This window comes from Collinsella aerofaciens (genome assembly GCF_040926405.1).
In the GTDB taxonomy this organism is placed as follows: Bacteria; Actinomycetota; Coriobacteriia; order Coriobacteriales; family Coriobacteriaceae; genus Collinsella.
In genome coordinates this window covers 1-16,881 of the sequence record NZ_JBCOIG010000005.1, presented here as the reverse complement: position 1 = coordinate 16,881, position 16,881 = coordinate 1, and the positions used below count along the sequence as shown (strand labels likewise).

Here is a 16,881-nt window from a genome sequence, read left to right as displayed (position 1 = left end):
TTAATGCACGAGGCGGTAGAAATTCATCGATGCCGCACCCTCGGCGTGCAGCTCCATCGCCGGAACCGCCGGCGAATAGGTACGGCTCGTAAGTGCCGCCTCGCCGCCATTTGCAAAAATCTCGACCATCGTAGTGTCCGAAAGCGCGCGTAGGTCGCGAAGCTCGCCGAGCTCAATCGACCTCTGGTCGCGCCCATAGCCTTCGTCACCCATATCGAGGGTAAGCATCCCGTCCGTATAACGCACAAAGACACCCTTGCGGATTTCGAGCTCGATCACCTGGGTGCCCTCACAGGAAACCACAAGATCAAACAGGCGGCCCGGCTCCTCAACGGTTTCACCGCCTGTCGCGCGAACGCAGTCGCCGCGCATCCTCTCAATCTCGTGCGCCGGCTGCTGGCAGAGCTTACCATCGCGCATGCTCAGCTCTCGCGGCACCGTCAACGCGCACTGCCACCCGCGCGCCACCGTCGGGTTTTCTGCCGTCGCATCGGGGCAACCCGACCATCCGATCATCAAACGCCGGCCTGCAGCATCCTCAAAGGACTGCGGAGCATAGAAATCAAAACCGGCATCGACCATCGGGGGCATGCCCTGCCCGACGATTTTAAAGCTCGGCGCCTCCCAATCGGCCTCGATGGGGAACCACACGCACTGATGCGGATTGCGGTAACGCCAACCATCGGCAGGCACACCCTGCGGGCAGCAAACGAGAATAAGCTCGCCATCAAGCTCAAACAGATCAGGGCACTCCCACATAAAGCCAAACTTCTCGCCCAGCTCAATGCGCGTCGCATAGCTCCAGACCCCTAAATCACGCGAAGTATAGACAAGCACGCAGCCACGGTCGTCTTTCGTACGAGCGCCCAGAACCATGTAGTAGATACCATCGTGCTCAAGGATCTTGGGGTCGCGCACGTGTGTACCGATATCGTCGGGGTAATCGACTGGTCCAACAGCCATGCGCTTCTCGCCCAATTCGTCGGGATTCTCGGCAACCATATGAATCTGGTTTTGCTCACGGCCCGTCAACACGTAGTCGTAATCATCGCGGTCAAAATGCTTGACGTTGCCGGTATAGAAGTAGTGAATCTTGCCATCACGTACAAAGGCAGAACCAGAGTACGCTCCGCTCGAATCCAAATCGGAATCGGGGAACAGCACGGGGCCGTGATTCTCGTACGTCACAAAATCCTTTGTCGTCAGATGGTTCCAAAGCACTGGACCGCCATGCGCAGCATCGAACGGATCGTATTGATGATAGATGTGATACGTATCACCAATCTGAACCAAACCGTTGGGGTCGTTGAGCCAGCCAAGCTCAGGCTCCACATGGAACAGAAGCCTATCGGGGTCGGACGCGATGCGAGCCGCCGTCTCATCCTGTCCGACACGCCACTGCTCATAGTCCGCGCGTGTCACCTTGTTTTTTTGATTTAACATCGCCGTTGACTTTCTCGTCTATGGGGAAGGACGCTCGACTCACACGAGTCGAACGCCCTTCCTCAAATGGACTTATCCTCAGATTACACTGAACGGCTCAACTAGAAGCTAACGTCGAAGCCAGCGCCAGCGCCCTCTTCATCGGTGGTCGGCACGCCCTTTGCCTTGTTGTAGGCAAAGATCAAGACGATCGGCACGATAAAGGCGATGAGATTGCCAGCCACATACCACACGAGGGTCTCGGGCGTGACGATGAGCAGGCCAAGCACGCCGGTCAGACCCTGACCGATAGCGCGCACCTCAAAGAGCTTGACGAAGGCACCGCCGCAGCCTGCACCGATGCATGCGCAGATGAACGGAATGATCGAATAGCGCATGTTTGCAGCAAAGATAGCGGGCTCGGAGATTCCGACCAGCGTCGGGATAAAGGACGACATGCAGATGTTGCGCTCTTTGGAGTGCTTCTTGTGAATGAGGTACATACCGATGGCGCCGCCGCCCTGGGCGATGATGGAAACCGACCAGATGGCCTGGATGTAGTTGAAGCCAGTCGTGGCAACAAGGTTTGCCTCGATACCCTGGATGAACTGATGCGTACCGGTAACGACAAGCGGCTGCAGGAACGCGGCGAAGACAAAGGCACCAAAGACGCCCATCCTGTTGTACAGGATATCGATTACGCCGGCGAGGACGTCACCGATCAGGTTGCCGAGCGGGCCGAACACGGTGAACAGGGCGACGTTAGCAAGAATCAGGGTAACGGTCGGGACAAAGACGAACGAAACGACCTCGGGGATGTACTTCTGGGCAATCTTTTCGACCTTGGCCATAAACCAGGCAGTCAGGATTGCAGGGAATACGCCGCCCTGGAAAGCAACCATGGGAATGGATAGCGGACCAAAGTTCCAATACTCAGCACCCGTCGGGTCCATAACGAACGTGTTGCGGTTCATAAGGCTCGGGTGAACCATGACGATACCGACGAGGATGCCCAGGATCGGGTTACCGCCAAAACGCTTGACCGCGCTGTACATAACCAGGACAGGCAGGTAGTCGAACGTGGTGGCGATAATGGCAAAGAAGCTTGCGAGGTTCTTGAGGAACTCGCTGTGATCGGCGAGGCTGCCTTCCATGCCAAAGAGGCCGTTGGCAACGATCAGCGACTTAAGGCCGATGATGATTGCAGCGCCGACGAAGGCGGGAATGATGGGGATAAAGATGTCCGAGAATACCTTGAGGACCGAGAAGAACTTGCCCTTCTTGTCCGCCTCAGCGCCCTTGACCTCGGAAGCACTGATCTCCTTAACGCCCGTCAGAGCCATAAACTCATCGTAAACCTTGTTGACGGTACCGGTACCGAAGATGATCATGAGCTGGCCGCTGTTGTACAGCACGCCCTTGACGCCATCGATGTTCTCGAGCTCGGCCTTGTTGTATTTGCTCGTATCCTTGAGCACCAGACGCAGACGGGTCACGCAATGCGTGGCGCCCTCGATGTTCTCCAGTCCGCCGACGTTGTCGACGACTTGCTGGGACACTGCCTTGTAGTCCATGTTCCTCTCCATTCCTTTTCTAAATCATAAAACGGTTCGTTGCCGCTACAGAGACGCGATCGTTGCATTTGCGCACTTGAGCGTACCGTCGGTGACCGTCAGTGCCACACCCTGGCCCTGCTTATTGCAGAAGCGCGCGTTAAGCGCAACATCATCGACAAAGATGGTCGCGATATCGTCGTCAACGACCAGGCGCACATGATGAGTGCCCTCGCCCTTAAAGAACAACGGACGCTCGAGGCCCATGTTGTTGACCTGGAACCACGGATACTGGGGGGCCGCCGTAAACTCGAGCTTGCCCTCACGCAGGTTGGCGCGGAACTCATAGGCAAGACCGGACTCGGCGTCCTCGGCAAGCTTCACCGAGAAGCCGGCAGCGTCACCGGCGAGCTCGATGTCGGCATCGAGCATATAGGTGGAACCGGCATCCGCGGCGAGCACCTGCTCGACCTTGCCCGACTCGCAGGAAAGCTCAAAGGCCTCGACTGCCTTAGCCTCGCCAAAGGCGCCAAGCATGCTGTCAGGGAGCTTGGTGCCGAGCGTTCCGTCGGCACGCTGAACGATCTCGAGAGGCATAAAGGTGCCACCCCACAGGTAAGAGCTGGGGTCGCCGCCCTCGTCACGCGTAGGAACCCAACCAAAGAGAACGCGGCGCTCGCCATCAAATGCGGTACGCGCGGCATAGTACGCGCGGCCATCGAAGGAATCGTCCGCAGGAGTGATCCAAGGACCGTTGATAGAGCGAGACATGCGGTAACGGGTCTTGTTGCCATCACTGTACTCGGAGAACACCAGATACCACCAGTCGCCCATCTTAAAGAGATCAGGCATTTCGAACATGGTGTACAGGCCCGGATTCCACCAGTCGCCCTGGAACTCCCAGGTATCCAGGTCCTTGGAGGTGAACTTGACCAGACGACCGGTCATCAGACGCTTGTCCTCGCCCACACGCGTGCCGAGGATGAGCATGTACTCTTCGTTCTCCTCATCCCAAAGCACAAAGGGATCGCGCCAGTTGCGGTCATCGTAACCCTCCTGGGGCGGAAGCAGCGTCTCGGCGATGTTCTTCTCCCACTTGACGGCGTCGTCACTCGTTGCGTGAAGAAGAACCTGCTTCATCAAGCGTGCCTTGACCTTATCGCGATTGCAACCAGTGTAGAGCGCATGGTACTTGTCGCCCACCTTAAACACCGTGCCGGCATAAACATACTGGTCGACTTCCTCGTCGCCGCCACGCTCAAGGCTCTCGCCAAAGTCTTTGTAATTGACGAAGTCCTTGGTTGTCGCGAGTGCCCAGCCAAACGGCTCTCCGAAAGGTCCGGGGTTTCGCGTGTCACGCTGATGATAGAGATAGAACGTGCCGTCCTCGCCGTACGGCATGATGTCGCCTACCCAAATTCCCTCAGGCTGGTAATACACCTTGTGCATCCGAGACTTCCTTTCTCACGAGATACTAACTCGGTACAACTGCAAGATATGTCAATCGTTTTCATATGTCAAACGTTTTCACACCAATACGTCTTTTCGCAGTTCCAGTCGTCGGCAAACGGTTGACATATGCCGGCGAACGGTCATCAGAGGTGTTTGAGGAATTCTTTTGGCACGGGATGAACTACGCGGTTTTACCCTCAATGAGTTCAACGGGGAGCTTGATATTCGATTCGGGCTTTTCGCCGTTAATAAGAGCAATGATGGATTGCGCCGCGAGCTCTCCGATGCGATCGATATCTTGGCGAACGGTTGTTAAGTCAGGCATAAACGTCATAGTGCGGCGGGCACCATCCGCGCCCACGACCTTAATATCGCCCGGAGCGCTCAAGCCGCGCTGCTTCATCACGTTAAGACAGATAGCCGCCATCGTGTCGTCTCCCGCAAAGATGCCGTCAATATCGGGGTTCTCATCGAGGATCTTCGCAACGACCGCGCTCTTTTCGTCGTCGGGCTTAACGAACTCGACCTCACGGACAAGCGCGGGCAAACCGGCCTGCTCAACAACATCGAGGTAGGCATCGGTACGCTTATTGGCAGGCATGCGCATGCGGCTATTGCTGCGCAGGCACAGGATGCGCGAACACCCGTCATCGATCAGGCGACGCGTGGCAAGTTCGCCGATACTATAGCTGTCGCTCGCAATCTGAACAGAGGCCTCGCCAAGGTCGCAGTCGATACCAACCAGACTCAAACCCATCTCGGCATACGCCTCGGCACCGATATTAAGCGAGTTGACGATGACGCCATCAACCATATTGCGTCGAAGCATGTCGATATAAGAGCGCTCAAGCTCGGGTCGATTGGCGCTATTGCACAGCAGCATCTTAAAACCGTTTTCGGCCAGGGTATGCTCAATGACTTGAACCACTTGGGCATGAAACGGACTGCTGACATAGGGGACGATCATACCGATAAGATTCAGGCGACCGTTGAGCATGGCACGGGCGATATCGTTGGGCGTATAGTTGATGCGCTTCATCGCGGCATGGACCTTATCGCGGGTCTCTTGGCTAATATAGCCGCGATTATTAAGCACGCGAGATACCGTAGTAGGCGAAACCCCCGCCACCGCCGCAACTTCCTTGATGCCAGGCTTAGCCGTATCCTTAGAACGAGCACTCTCGCGAGCCATAGCACCCTCCCCCATCAACATGTCATACGTTTACATACGAACAAAGCATACCCCAACAAGAGCGGGAAGACGGTAACAGTACAAGTAAGTAAACGACTCATCCAAATAATTAGGAGAGTTCCGCCTAAAGGGTGACTCCAAAGGACCCCACATGGCCGGTTTTGGGTTATTTTCCAAAACATCCCGCAGGACGCAAAGAGGCTCCGCCGCGCAACGCGCGCAGCGGAGCCTCTTTGCATGTCCGAGGACGTTTTGGGAAATAACCCAAAACCGGCCCCAGTAATCCTACAGGAGTTGAACCCTTTAGAACTTGTCGTGGAAGGTACGCGAAATGACCTCGTCCTGCTGCTCCTTGGTGAGCGTGTGGAAGTTCACGGCATAGCCGGAAACGCGGATGGTCAGCTGCGGGTACTTCTCGGGGTGAGCCTGAGCGTCGAGCAACGTCTCACGGTTGAAGACGTTGATGTTCAGGTGGTGGCCACCCTTCTCGGCGTAAGCGTCGAGCATGTGGACCAGGTTATCGGCCTGAGTCTCGGAAACTTCAGAAACCTTCATAATGTGTCTCCTTCGATTAATAGGCGCCGGCCGAAACCGGCGCGCTAATCAGTAATCGTTATTGTTAGTATAGCACTAACAATAGTTACTCGCCCAGCTGATCAAGGTCGATATCGCCAAAGAACACCTGGTCCTCCTTGCCGAGCGCACTCGGGATGATGGAGAAGGTGTTGGAGATGCCGTCCTGAGCATCGCGGAACGGGAGCTTGGAAACCGAAGACAGCGAAGCGATGGCGCCGTGGCTATCGCGCTTGTGCATGGGGTTAGCACCCGGGGCGAACGGCTGGCCAGCCTTGCGGCCGTCGGGCGTGGAGCCGGTCTTCTTACCGTACACGACGTTGGAGGTAATGGTCAGAACCGAGGTCGTAGGCACGGAGTTGCGGTAGGTATCGTTCATGCGGATGTACTCCATGAACTGGTGCACAACGTCGTGAGCGATCTGGTCGACGCGGTCGTCGTCGTTACCGTACTTGGGGAACTCGCCCTCGGTCTCGAAGTCGACGATGATGCCGTTCTCGTCACGGACGGGGTGGACCTTGGCGTACTTGATGGCGGACAGGGAGTCAGCCACGACGGAAAGGCCAGCGATGCCCGTAGCGAACCAGCGGTGCACGTGCTTGTCGTGCAGAGCCATCTGGATGCGCTCGTAGCAGTACTTGTCGTGCATGTAGTGAATGATGTTCAGCGAGTTGACGTACACGCCAGCGAGCCACTTCATCATGTCGTTGTACTTGGCCACAACGTCGTCGTAATCGAGCGTATCGCCCTCGACGGCGCGATACTTGGGGCCGACCTGCTTCTTGGAGACCTCGTCAACACCGCCGTTGAGTGCATACAGCAGGCACTTGGCCAGGTTGGCGCGGGCGCCGAAGAACTGCATCTCCTTGCCGATGCGCATGGAGGACACGCAGCAGGCGATGCCGTAGTCGTCGCCGTGGTAAACGCGCATGAGGTCGTCGTTCTCGTACTGGATCGAGGAGCTGGCGACAGAAGTCTTGGCGCAGAACTTCTTGAAGTTCTCGGGCAGACGGGTCGACCACAGAACGGTCATGTTGGGCTCGGGGCTGGTGCCCATGTTCTCGAGCGTGTGCAGGTAGCGGTAGCTCATCTTGGTAACGAGCGTACGGCCGTCGACACCCATGCCGCCGATGGACTCGGTGACCCACTGCGGGTCGCCGGTGAACAGGGCCTGGTACTCGGGGGTACGGGCAAACTTGACCATGCGGAGCTTCATGATGAAGTGATCCACGAACTCCTGGATCTGCTCCTCGGTGAAGGTACCGTTGGCAAGGTCGCGCTCAGCATAGATGTCGATGAACGTAGAGGTACGGCCGATGGACATAGCGGCGCCGTTCTGCTCCTTGACGGCAGCAAGGTAGGCGAAGTACATCCACTGGATGGCCTCCTGCGTGTTGGTAGCAGGGTTGGAAATGTCGAAACCATAGGTCTCGGCCATCATCTTGAGCTCGCCGAGGGCGCGGATCTGCTCCTGCAGCTCCTCACGGTCGCGGATGTTGTCGGCGGTCATGACCGTCGGAGTGGAAGCCTTCTGGGCCTCCTTGTCCTTGATCAGGTAGTCGACGCCGTACAGGGCAACACGACGGTAGTCGCCGATGATGCGGCCGCGGCCATAGCCATCGGGCAGACCGGTGATGATGTGGGCCGAACGGCAGGCGCGCATCTCGGGGGTGTAGACATCGAAGACGCCAGCGTTGTGGGTCTTGCGCTCGAAGGTGTAGCGCTCGACAACGTTCTCGTCGACCTTGTAGCCGTGCTGGCTGGCGGCCTGGCAAGCGATGCGGATACCGCCGTTGACGTGCAGAGCGCGCTTGAGCGGCTTGTCGGTCTGGAGGCCGACGATGGTCTCCTTCTCGCGGTGGGCGTTATCGATGTAGCCAGCGGGGTGGCTCACGATACCCGTGACGGTCTTGGTGTCCATATCGAGGACACCACCCTGCTCGCGCTCCTTAAGCAGCAGGTCGAGAACCTCGCCCCACAGCTCCTTGGTACGCTCGGTCGGACCTACGAGGAACGACTCGTCGCCCTCGTAAGGGGTGTAGTTCTTCTGGATGAAGTCTCGGACGTCAACCTCTCCCGTCCAAATGCCTTCCTTGAAGCCTTCCCATGCCTCCTGCATTGTGTAACCACGCTCCTAGTTACGTGTAATGCGGCGCTCTCTCACACCGCTGCTTATTGAATTCTTGAATTTTCGGCTTGCACTACCGGCTTCTTCCGTTCTTCACCACACGTTGGTGCAGGGAAAAACGTTTGTCCACCTTGGAACTGCAACCCAAAACCCAAGATTTCACCCGTTTGAGAAGGATAACATAGCGACCCTCTCCATCTGGGCTGTTATATGTTTCTTTTTTTATATCATAAGGGCGTTTTTTACAAACCCGCAGGAAATGCGAGCGTGAACAACTACCGTTCACCGATTTGTTTAGTTTTTTCCTTGCCTTTGTACGACGTTCACTCTAGCTGTTATGCCAGCTTTAGCAGGGTAAAGTGCCTCTGAGTGGGCTTTAGGACGTGCTCAGAGATCTACCCCTAACTTTGCTGATACCGACGGTGTACGGAGGTCGCCTAAAGGTTGTTTTCTAGGCATTTCCCAAAATCTACCGTATAGGGTGCGCGTGCGGGGGTATCATCTTTCACCGAAAATAGTTTCTAGTGTTAGGGGTTTTCGGTGGAAGATACCGATTTCCGTGAACTTGGGCGTCAGCTCCTTACCGAGTTCGGCAGCATGCATCAGCGCATTTCGCGCTTTGCGGACAAAGCCCTCGGCGGCGAGATGGCCGTCATGCGCGCCCTTATGCTCGCTGGCGGTTCGCTCACGCCGAGCGAACTCGCCGATCGCGCCTGGGTCTCGAGCGCCCGCATCGCCAATATCCTACGCGCTCTCGAAGCCAAGGGCTGGGTCGAGCGCGAGCACTCAAAGACCGACCGTCGTCGCGTACACGTCACGGTGACCGACAAGGGATTCCAGGATCTCGAAATCAAACGACGGGAATTCGAGGAGCGCGCCGCGGCCTTCCTCGAGCAGCTCGGCGAAACAGATACCCAAGAGATGGTGCGCCTTCTAAGACGTGCCAACGAAATTATCGACCGCAATCAAGAAAGGAGAGATGCCGAGTGAGGATTCTCAAGCTCTTTAAAAAGCACGTCCTGGCACTGTTCACAGCTATCGTACTTATCGTAATCAGCTGCAACGCCGATCTGGCGCTGCCTACCTATATGAGCGACATCGTCGACGTGGGCGTGCAGCAAGGCGGCATCGCCTCGCCCGTGCCCGACACCATTCGCGCCGAATCGCTCGACGACCTCGAACTCTTCATGAGCGCCAAGGACGCCAAGGCTGCGGAGGCCGTGTTTAGCAAGGCTGACAAAAACGGCATTCGAACGTACAAGGGCACCGAGGAAGAGCGTGCCGATGGAGGCAAAATTACCGACATTATGAGCCTGCCCGAGACCGTCGTCCTTTCGCTCAACCAGGGCATCGACGCCGACTCCATGGGAGACATGACCGGCACGTCCAGCGAGAAAGACAGCGACGCCGCTCAGGCCATGCCCACGCCCGAGCAAATGGCAGCGATGACGCCCGAGCAGCTCGCCGAGATGCAGCAGAAGGCCGCAGCGGCGCAGAATATGCAAAAGCAGATCGACGCCGACGGCGGCAAGATCACCATGAAGAGCCTGCGCCTGGGTGTCGAGGGCGGTCTGGTAGACCAAAGCAAGCTCGTCGAGGGCGCCAACGAAATGGCGGACAAAATGGGCTCCATGTCGGGCTCCATCGTCACCCAGCGCGCCGTGAGCTATGTACAGGACGAGTACAAGGCGCAGGGCATCGACCCCGCCGACGTGCAGAACGCCTACCTGGGCCGCATGGCGACCACGATGTTTGGTCTGTGTCTGGTGTCGCTGGTCGCCACCATCCTGACCGGTGCCGTGGCTTCGCGCACCGCCTGCTCCATCGCACGCGACCTGCGCCGCGAGACCTTCAACAAGGTTATGCACTTCTCGCCGGCCGAGGTGGGCAAGTTTAGCCAGGCCTCGCTCATCACCCGCTGCACCAACGACATTCAGCAGATTCAGATGGCCGCAACCCTGTTTATCCGCATGTGTCTGATGGCGCCCGTCATGGGCATCGTCGCCGTCATGCGCGTCCTGGCCAACCACACCGGCCTGGAGTGGACCATCGCCGTGGCCATCATCGCGGTCTCGGCCGTCGTCGGCGTGCTTATGGGCCTCACTATGCCCAAATTCAAAAAGATGCAGAGCTTTGTGGACCGCGTGAACCTTACCGCCCGCGAGCTGCTCGACGGCCTTATGCCCATCCGCTCGTTCAACCGCGAAGAACATGAGCTCGAGCGCTTTGACAAGGCTTCGCTCGACCTGATGACCACGCAGCTCTACACCAACCGAGCCATGAGCTTTATGATGCCGCTCATGATGCTCGTCATGAACTGCATCACCGTGCTTATCGTCTGGTTTGGCGCGCAGGGCGTGTCCGACGGCGTGATGCAGGTCGGCAACATGATGGCGTTTATCTCCTACACCATGCAGATCGTCATGGCGTTTATGATCCTCACCATGGTTTCGGTCATCCTGCCCCGTGCCGAGGTCGCAGCCGAGCGCGTAGATGAGGTCATCACCTGCCCCACGAGCATCAACGACCCTGCCTCGCCCAAACTGCCCGCGGCCAGCTCGCCGCGCGGTGAGCTCACCTTCCGCGACGTGAGCTTCCAGTACCCCGATGCCCGCGCCGACGTCATTAGCGGTGTGAACTTCACCACGCATGCCGGTCAGATGCTCGGCATCATTGGCTCCACGGGCTCGGGCAAGTCCACGCTCGTACAGCTGATTCCGCGCCTGTACGACGTCACGGGCGGCAGCATTTCGCTCGACGGCATCGACGTGCGCGACATGACCCTTTCCGAGCTGCGCCGCCGCATTGGTTACATCCCGCAACAGGGGCGTCTGTTCTCGGGCACCGTCGAGAGCAACCTCAAGTTTGCCGGCGACATGGTGAGCGATGATGACATGCGCCAGGCCGCGCGCATCGCACAGGCCGAGGACTTTATCGCCGAGCGTGAGGGCGGTTACGACTCCCCCATCAGCCAGGGCGGCTCCAATGTTTCGGGTGGTCAGCGCCAGCGTCTGGCCATCGCCCGCGCATTGGCCAAAAAGCCCGAGGTCGTGGTGTTCGATGACTCGTTTAGTGCCCTCGACTACAAGACCGACGCGCGCCTGCGCGAGGAGCTGGCCAAAAACGTTACCGACGCCGCACTCGTGGTCGTGGCCCAGCGCATCGCGACCATCATGCACGCCGACCAGATCATCGTGCTCGACGACAGCCACGTAGTGGGCACCGGCACGCACGAGGAGCTGCTGCGCAGCTGCCCGGCGTACCTGGAGATCGCACAGTCGCAGCTTTCCGCCGAGGAGCTGGGGCTTACCCAAGAAGAAATTGCAGCCGTCATGGAAGGAGGCGAGCGCTAATGGCAGACGAGACCAAGACTCAGATTCCCAAGCCCACCCGCCAGCGTGGTCCCATGGGCCGCATGGGTGGCATGCGTCGTGGCGAAAAGGCCAAGGACTTTAAGGGCACCATGAGGCAGCTGCTCGGCTATATCGGCCAGCACAAGATTGCCGTGTTTGCCGCCGTCGCCTTTGCCGTGTGCTCGGTCATCTTTAACATTGTGGGACCCAAGGTGCTCGGCCAGGTTACGACCAAGCTGTTCGAAGGCCTGGTCGCCAAGGTCAACGGCACCGGCGACGTTGACTTTGACTGGATCGCCAAGACGCTCGGCTTTTTGCTCTGCCTGTATCTGGCGAGCTCTGTCTGCAGCCTGGTCCAGGGCTGGCTCATGACCGGCGTCACGCAAAAGATCTGCTACCGCATGCGCAAGGAAATCGCCGCCAAGATTGCCGTCGTGCCGATGAGTTACTTCAACGGCCACAGCAAGGGAGACGTACTCAGCCGCATCACCAACGACGTCGATACGCTGGGTCAGTCGCTCAACCAGAGCGTGACGCAGCTCATCACGTCGGTGACGCAGATTATCGGCGTGCTCGTCATGATGCTTTCGATCAGCCTGCCGCTTACCGGCGTCACCGTGCTCACGCTGCCGGCCGCCGCGATTATCTTGACCGTAATGATTCACTTCTCGCAGCCGTACTTCCGCGAGCAGCAGCAGGTTCTGGGCGCCGTCAACGGCATTATCGAGGAGGACTTTGCCGGCCAGAACGTCATTCAGGTGTTCGACCGCGCCGAGGCCTCGATCGAAGAGTTCGACCGTCAAAACGACCGCCTCTTTATTAGTGGCTGGCGCTCGCAGTTCCTGTCGGGCCTGATGATGCCGCTTATGAGCCTGGTGGGTAACATGGGCTACGTGGGCGTTGTCGTGGTGGGCGCACAGCTCGCACTGACCGGCAACGCCACGCCCGGCGACATCCAGAGCTTTATCCAGTACGTTCGCAACTTTACGCAGCCCGTGCAGCAACTGGGCAACGTGAGCAACACGATGCAGTCGATGGCAGCCGCCACCGAGCGCGTCTTTGAGTTCCTGGCCGCGCCCGAGGAGGAGCAGAAAGCCGACGCGCAGATTCCCGAAAAGCGCCCCGGCCATGTGGAGTTTGATCACGTCAAGTTTGGCTATACGCCCGACAAGACCATCATCCACGACTTTAGCTGCGAGGCGCAGCCCGGCCAGACCATCGCCATCGTCGGTCCTACCGGCGCCGGCAAGACCACGCTCATTAAGCTGCTGCAGCGCTTCTACGATGTGGACGGCGGTTCGCTGCGCGTCGAGGGTGTCGACGTGCGCGACTGGGACCGCGCGGCGCTGCGCGGCGAGTTTGCCATGGTGCTGCAGGATACCTGGCTGTTTAACGGCACCATCCGCGAGAACATCCGCTACGGACGCCCCGATGCAAGCGACGCCGAGGTCGAAGCCGCTGCACGCGCCGCACGCTGCGATCACTTTATCCATACGCTCGCCGGCGGCTACGACTTTATGATCAACGAGGAAGGCACCAACCTGTCGCAGGGCCAGCGCCAGCTCGTGACCATTGCCCGTGCCATTTTGGCCGACCGCCCGGCGCTAATTCTGGACGAGGCAACCTCCAACGTTGACACTCGTACCGAGGAGCTTATTCAGCGTGCCATGGATGCGCTAATGCAGGGCCGTACCAGCTTTGTCATCGCGCACCGCCTGTCCACGATCCGCAACGCCGACGTAATCTTGGTAATTCGCGACGGCGACATCGTCGAGAAGGGCACACACGACGAGCTACTCGCCCAGGGTGGCTTCTACGCCGACCTGTATAACTCGCAGTTCGACGAGGCAGCGTAACAACCGGCGGCAAACAACCGCAATGCCCAGAAAACGGGGGCGCAGGACAACCTGCGCCCCCGTTTTTGCTCTGCGACCCTCAAACCGCCTCCCCTGGGACCTGATTGACAGCCCCTTCGAGGCCCCGTGGGCAAAAAAATGGCAAATATGAGTACTGTTACCCTTTTAGTAACAGCCAAAACAGCCCCAAATGCCGTTTTCACGGCTTGCACGCGTCCCTAAATTGATCAAACAGCCCTATAGCGGACTTATATGTGTTTGCGTTAATGAACATATTTTGCTGTTATGTCTATTATTTTGCGAAGGCAATATGATACTAAGATAGCAACCGTACTCATATTTGGCATTTTTTGCCCACAGGGTGTTTCCTGGGGAACCGACAATAGCCTTAGGGTCCCGCGCGACGCCACTCCCTCCCGGTATCCGCCGACGTTCCCCCATATAAAACCTGCCAAAATAAACCTGTCCCTTTTGGCAGGTTTCGGGGTGGCAAGGGCTTGCACTTTAGCGTGCGACAGCGGATAATGCCGAGCATTCGACAATACGCTTATTGCTCTTTCTATAGATTGAGGAGACCCCTATGGCCATGGAATTCAAACGCAGGCTGCCGATCCCCATGGAGATCCGCGAGGAAATGCCACTTTCTGCCGAGCTTACCGCCAAAAAGCAGGCATTTGACGCCGAGGTCGCCAAAGTCTTTACCGGCGAGGACGCACGTAAGGTGCTCATCATCGGCCCGTGCTCTGCCGACCGCGAGGATTCGGTGCTCGAGTATATGAACCGACTGGCCAAGACCGCCGAAGAGGTCAAGGACAAGCTCATCATCATTCCGCGCGTCTACACCAACAAGCCGCGCACCAAGGGCACCGGCTACAAGGGCCTGCTGCACAACCCCAACCCCGAGGCTCCCGACGACCTGCTCGAGGGCGTCAAGGCCATCCGCCACATGCACCTGCGCGTTATTGAGGAAACGGGCTTCTTTACCGCCGATGAGATGCTCTACCCGTCCAACTACCAATACCTCGTCGACCTGCTGAGCTATGTTGCCGTGGGCGCACGCTCGGTCGAGAACCAGGAGCATCGCCTGGTGTCGAGCGGCATTTCGGTACCCGTCGGCATGAAGAATCCCACTGCCGGCTCTACCACCGTTATGCTCAACTCCATTTACGCCGCGCAGGCGCACCAGAGCTTCATCTTCCGCAACTGGGAGGTCGAGTGCGACGGCAACCCGCTCGCACACGCCGTTATGCGTGGCTACATCGGTCTCGATGGGCGCACCTACCCCAACTACCACTACGAACACCTGGAACGCCTGGCCGAACGCTATACCGAGCATGCCGGCTATGCCAATCCGGCAGCGGTCATCGACTGCAACCACGACAACTCGGGCAAGCGTCCGCTGGAGCAGTATCGCATTTGCAAGGAGGTGCTCGACAGCTGCCGCCGCAACGAGTCCATCTCCAAGCTGGTCAAGGGCTTTATGATCGAGTCCTACCTGGAGGACGGCAACCAGCCGGTCGACGGCGGTGTCTTTGGCAAGTCGATCACCGACCCGTGCCTGGGCTGGGAAAAGACCGACTACCTCATCCACGAGATCGCGGAACGGGTGTAGGTTACGGCGTTTTACCAAACGCCGTAACGGCTCGACGCTGCGCGGGCCGCATTTGGACAATCTGACGTTCAACTTCAAGGGCGCGACCAGAAGGTCAGCGCCCTTTCGTTTCACGTCACCTTGTCTCAAATGCGACCCGCTCGCTGTCCGTCCTCTACCTGCGGCGTTATCTTGCTCCGGATGTGGCAGTTAGGGACGCTCCTTTTCTGCCGGCAGTTTGGGACACTCCTTGGGTAGCCGTTTAAGAACGTCCCCAACGACTACCCGGGGGAGTTGCCTTCCCTCGTGGCGGTCTTCTAGCAGAAAAACCAAGTGAGTAGGCTTTTTGCAGAAGGCCGAGCACGCCCTAAAACGCCACAGCTCTGACCTGCAGTTTTATAGATCATTTGTCGCGATGTGCTCGGCAGGTTCAAAAAAGTCTACTCACTTGTATCTGAGACGCACCAGATTGGCAAAAACCGCCGCGAAAGGGCCCCTGGTCCCTTCGCGGCGGTCATACGCCTCTAATTTTGCGACGGTTTTGCCCGCTTGTTATTCGCTGTAGCGGGTGGCGATGGCGGCTCGCACCATGCCGGTGCTCATGAGGTAGGTCACCAGGAAGTAGCCGCCGTAGGCTGCCAGGAAGATTGCACAGGTGAGGCCCACGGTGCCACCGATGCTCATATTTCCGAATATGCTCACCAGCTCGATGATCACCTTAAGTGCCACAAAGGAGTGCGCCAGGCCCACTGCCAGCGGGAACAGGAAGAATACCGCTTGCTGCGCCATCACCGAATGGCGAATCTGGCGGTCGTCGCAGCCGATCTGTGCCAGCACACGATAGCTGCGGCTGCCGTCGGCCACGTTGGAGAGTTGCTGGATCGACAGAATCGCCGCGCATGCAACAACCAATACAAAGCCGATGTAGATGGCTAGGTAGCTAATAAGACCGTTCATTTGCGCTGCTTGCGTGTACATCTCGGAGCGTGTGATGAAGGTTCCCCACGACCCCGACTCCTTGCCGTCAACGAGCAGATTGTCGAGCACAGTGTATTTAATGCTCTCGTCTGCCTCGGTTGTATCCATCCCCTGTTTGTAGTTAACGAGCAGGCTACTGGAATACGGCTGCAGATTAAGTTGGGACAACAGCTCGTCGGCAACGACGACGGTGCCCGGATTACTACCCATCGCCGAGTTGGCGATGGCCGCCGTATCTTCGTCCGACTTATCGGCTGCGGGCTTGAGCGTATGCCCGCCCAAGGTAAGGGCATGGCCGCCAGCCATATACTTGGTGTACATGTCGACCAGCTCGCCGCCCATATCACACGTGAGCAGATACTGGTCGTGACCGATATGCACCGGCTCCTCGCCCATCATCTGACGCAGTTTGTTGTACTGGCTCGCCGGCGTCACAAACAGACCCATCGCATCGGCATTGCTACCCCCGAACGCCTTGGGAAGCTTTTCGCCCATGGTCTTGCACATCTCACTTGGAGTCACCGAAGGATTCGAGCCGCCAAATGGGTAACTCAGATACGAATCGATCTGCACATGCTCACCGGCAACATCGGCGATATTGACCTTCTTGCCGGTCTCGTCGTTGTTGTCCGCCGACTTGCCCTTAATACCGTCTGCAACGTTATCGTGATCGATACGATCGCCGTGCCATGCGGAGTACAAATCGACCGTACTATCGGCCAACACCATGCGATCGGCCTCAGACGGATTGACATACTCTTTGTAGTAGTCGAGCGTTTCGGG

The 16,881-nt window shown here is 58.0% G+C and carries 10 protein-coding genes and 1 pseudogene; 4 read left to right on the top strand and 7 right to left on the bottom strand.

The annotated features are described in order from the left end of the window. The 6 genes from AB5758_RS03170 to pflB all read right to left on the bottom strand — a co-directional run bounded on the left by AB5758_RS03170 (position 1) and on the right by pflB (position 8,311). Positions 1–1,443: a glycoside hydrolase family 32 protein gene (locus AB5758_RS03170; protein WP_368141318.1), complete on the bottom strand. Its 1,443-nt coding sequence runs from the start codon at positions 1,441–1,443 to the stop codon at positions 1–3. A gap of 101 nt (positions 1,444–1,544) precedes the next feature. Beyond that, complete coding sequence (locus AB5758_RS03165; RefSeq protein ID WP_052044095.1) at positions 1,545–2,996, bottom strand: PTS transporter subunit EIIC; 1,452 nt, start codon at positions 2,994–2,996, stop codon at positions 1,545–1,547. Between the two features lie 45 nt (positions 2,997–3,041). Further along, complete coding sequence (locus tag AB5758_RS03160) at positions 3,042–4,424, bottom strand: family 43 glycosylhydrolase (protein WP_117743236.1); 1,383 nt, start codon at positions 4,422–4,424, stop codon at positions 3,042–3,044. A gap of 184 nt (positions 4,425–4,608) precedes the next feature. Then, the gene (locus AB5758_RS03155; protein WP_225093894.1) at positions 4,609–5,619 is read right to left on the bottom strand and encodes a LacI family DNA-binding transcriptional regulator; all 1,011 of its coding nucleotides are present in this window, start codon (positions 5,617–5,619) and stop codon (positions 4,609–4,611) included. Between the two features lie 303 nt (positions 5,620–5,922). Continuing rightward, a complete protein-coding gene (grcA3, locus tag AB5758_RS03150; RefSeq protein WP_117583521.1) occupies positions 5,923–6,174 on the bottom strand; it encodes an autonomous glycyl radical cofactor GrcA3 in 252 nt (83 codons plus the stop codon). A gap of 85 nt (positions 6,175–6,259) precedes the next feature. Further along, positions 6,260–8,311: a formate C-acetyltransferase gene (pflB, locus tag AB5758_RS03145; protein ID WP_035137643.1), complete on the bottom strand. Its 2,052-nt coding sequence runs from the start codon at positions 8,309–8,311 to the stop codon at positions 6,260–6,262. 549 nt (positions 8,312–8,860) lie between these two features. Between pflB and AB5758_RS03140 the strand changes: the two genes are divergently transcribed. The 4 genes from AB5758_RS03140 to AB5758_RS03125 all read left to right on the top strand — a co-directional run bounded on the left by AB5758_RS03140 (position 8,861) and on the right by AB5758_RS03125 (position 15,141). After that, entirely contained in the window at positions 8,861–9,310 is a 450-nt protein-coding gene (locus tag AB5758_RS03140; RefSeq protein WP_368141319.1) for a MarR family winged helix-turn-helix transcriptional regulator, read from the top strand. After that, positions 9,307–11,673 (top strand): ABC transporter ATP-binding protein, encoded by a 2,367-nt coding sequence (locus AB5758_RS03135; RefSeq protein ID WP_368141320.1) that lies wholly within the window; start codon positions 9,307–9,309, stop codon positions 11,671–11,673. The genes AB5758_RS03140 and AB5758_RS03135 overlap by 4 nt, the downstream gene beginning before the upstream one ends. Further along, on the top strand, positions 11,673–13,529 hold the full coding sequence (locus AB5758_RS03130; RefSeq protein ID WP_195620757.1) for an ABC transporter ATP-binding protein: 1,857 nt from the start codon (positions 11,673–11,675) through the stop codon (positions 13,527–13,529). The genes AB5758_RS03135 and AB5758_RS03130 overlap by 1 nt, the downstream gene beginning before the upstream one ends. A gap of 580 nt (positions 13,530–14,109) precedes the next feature. Continuing rightward, complete coding sequence (locus AB5758_RS03125; protein WP_022094323.1) at positions 14,110–15,141, top strand: 3-deoxy-7-phosphoheptulonate synthase; 1,032 nt, start codon at positions 14,110–14,112, stop codon at positions 15,139–15,141. 531 nt (positions 15,142–15,672) lie between these two features. On the opposite strand, the pseudogene AB5758_RS03120 reads toward AB5758_RS03125, so the two are convergent. Then, positions 15,673–16,881 (bottom strand): annotated as a pseudogene (locus AB5758_RS03120) (FtsX-like permease family protein); the annotation flags it as partial.

Coding starts and splice junctions, on each gene's coding strand:
- AB5758_RS03170 (WP_368141318.1), bottom strand. CDS start 1,443: ATGTTAAATCAAAAAAACAAGGTGACACGCGCGGACTATGAGCAGTGG.
- AB5758_RS03165 (WP_052044095.1), bottom strand. CDS start 2,996: ATGGACTACAAGGCAGTGTCCCAGCAAGTCGTCGACAACGTCGGCGGA.
- AB5758_RS03160 (WP_117743236.1), bottom strand. CDS start 4,424: ATGCACAAGGTGTATTACCAGCCTGAGGGAATTTGGGTAGGCGACATC.
- AB5758_RS03155 (WP_225093894.1), bottom strand. CDS start 5,619: ATGGCTCGCGAGAGTGCTCGTTCTAAGGATACGGCTAAGCCTGGCATC.
- grcA3 (WP_117583521.1), bottom strand. CDS start 6,174: ATGAAGGTTTCTGAAGTTTCCGAGACTCAGGCCGATAACCTGGTCCAC.
- pflB (WP_035137643.1), bottom strand. CDS start 8,311: ATGCAGGAGGCATGGGAAGGCTTCAAGGAAGGCATTTGGACGGGAGAG.
- AB5758_RS03130 (WP_195620757.1), top strand. CDS start 11,673: ATGGCAGACGAGACCAAGACTCAGATTCCCAAGCCCACCCGCCAGCGT.
- AB5758_RS03125 (WP_022094323.1), top strand. CDS start 14,110: ATGGCCATGGAATTCAAACGCAGGCTGCCGATCCCCATGGAGATCCGC.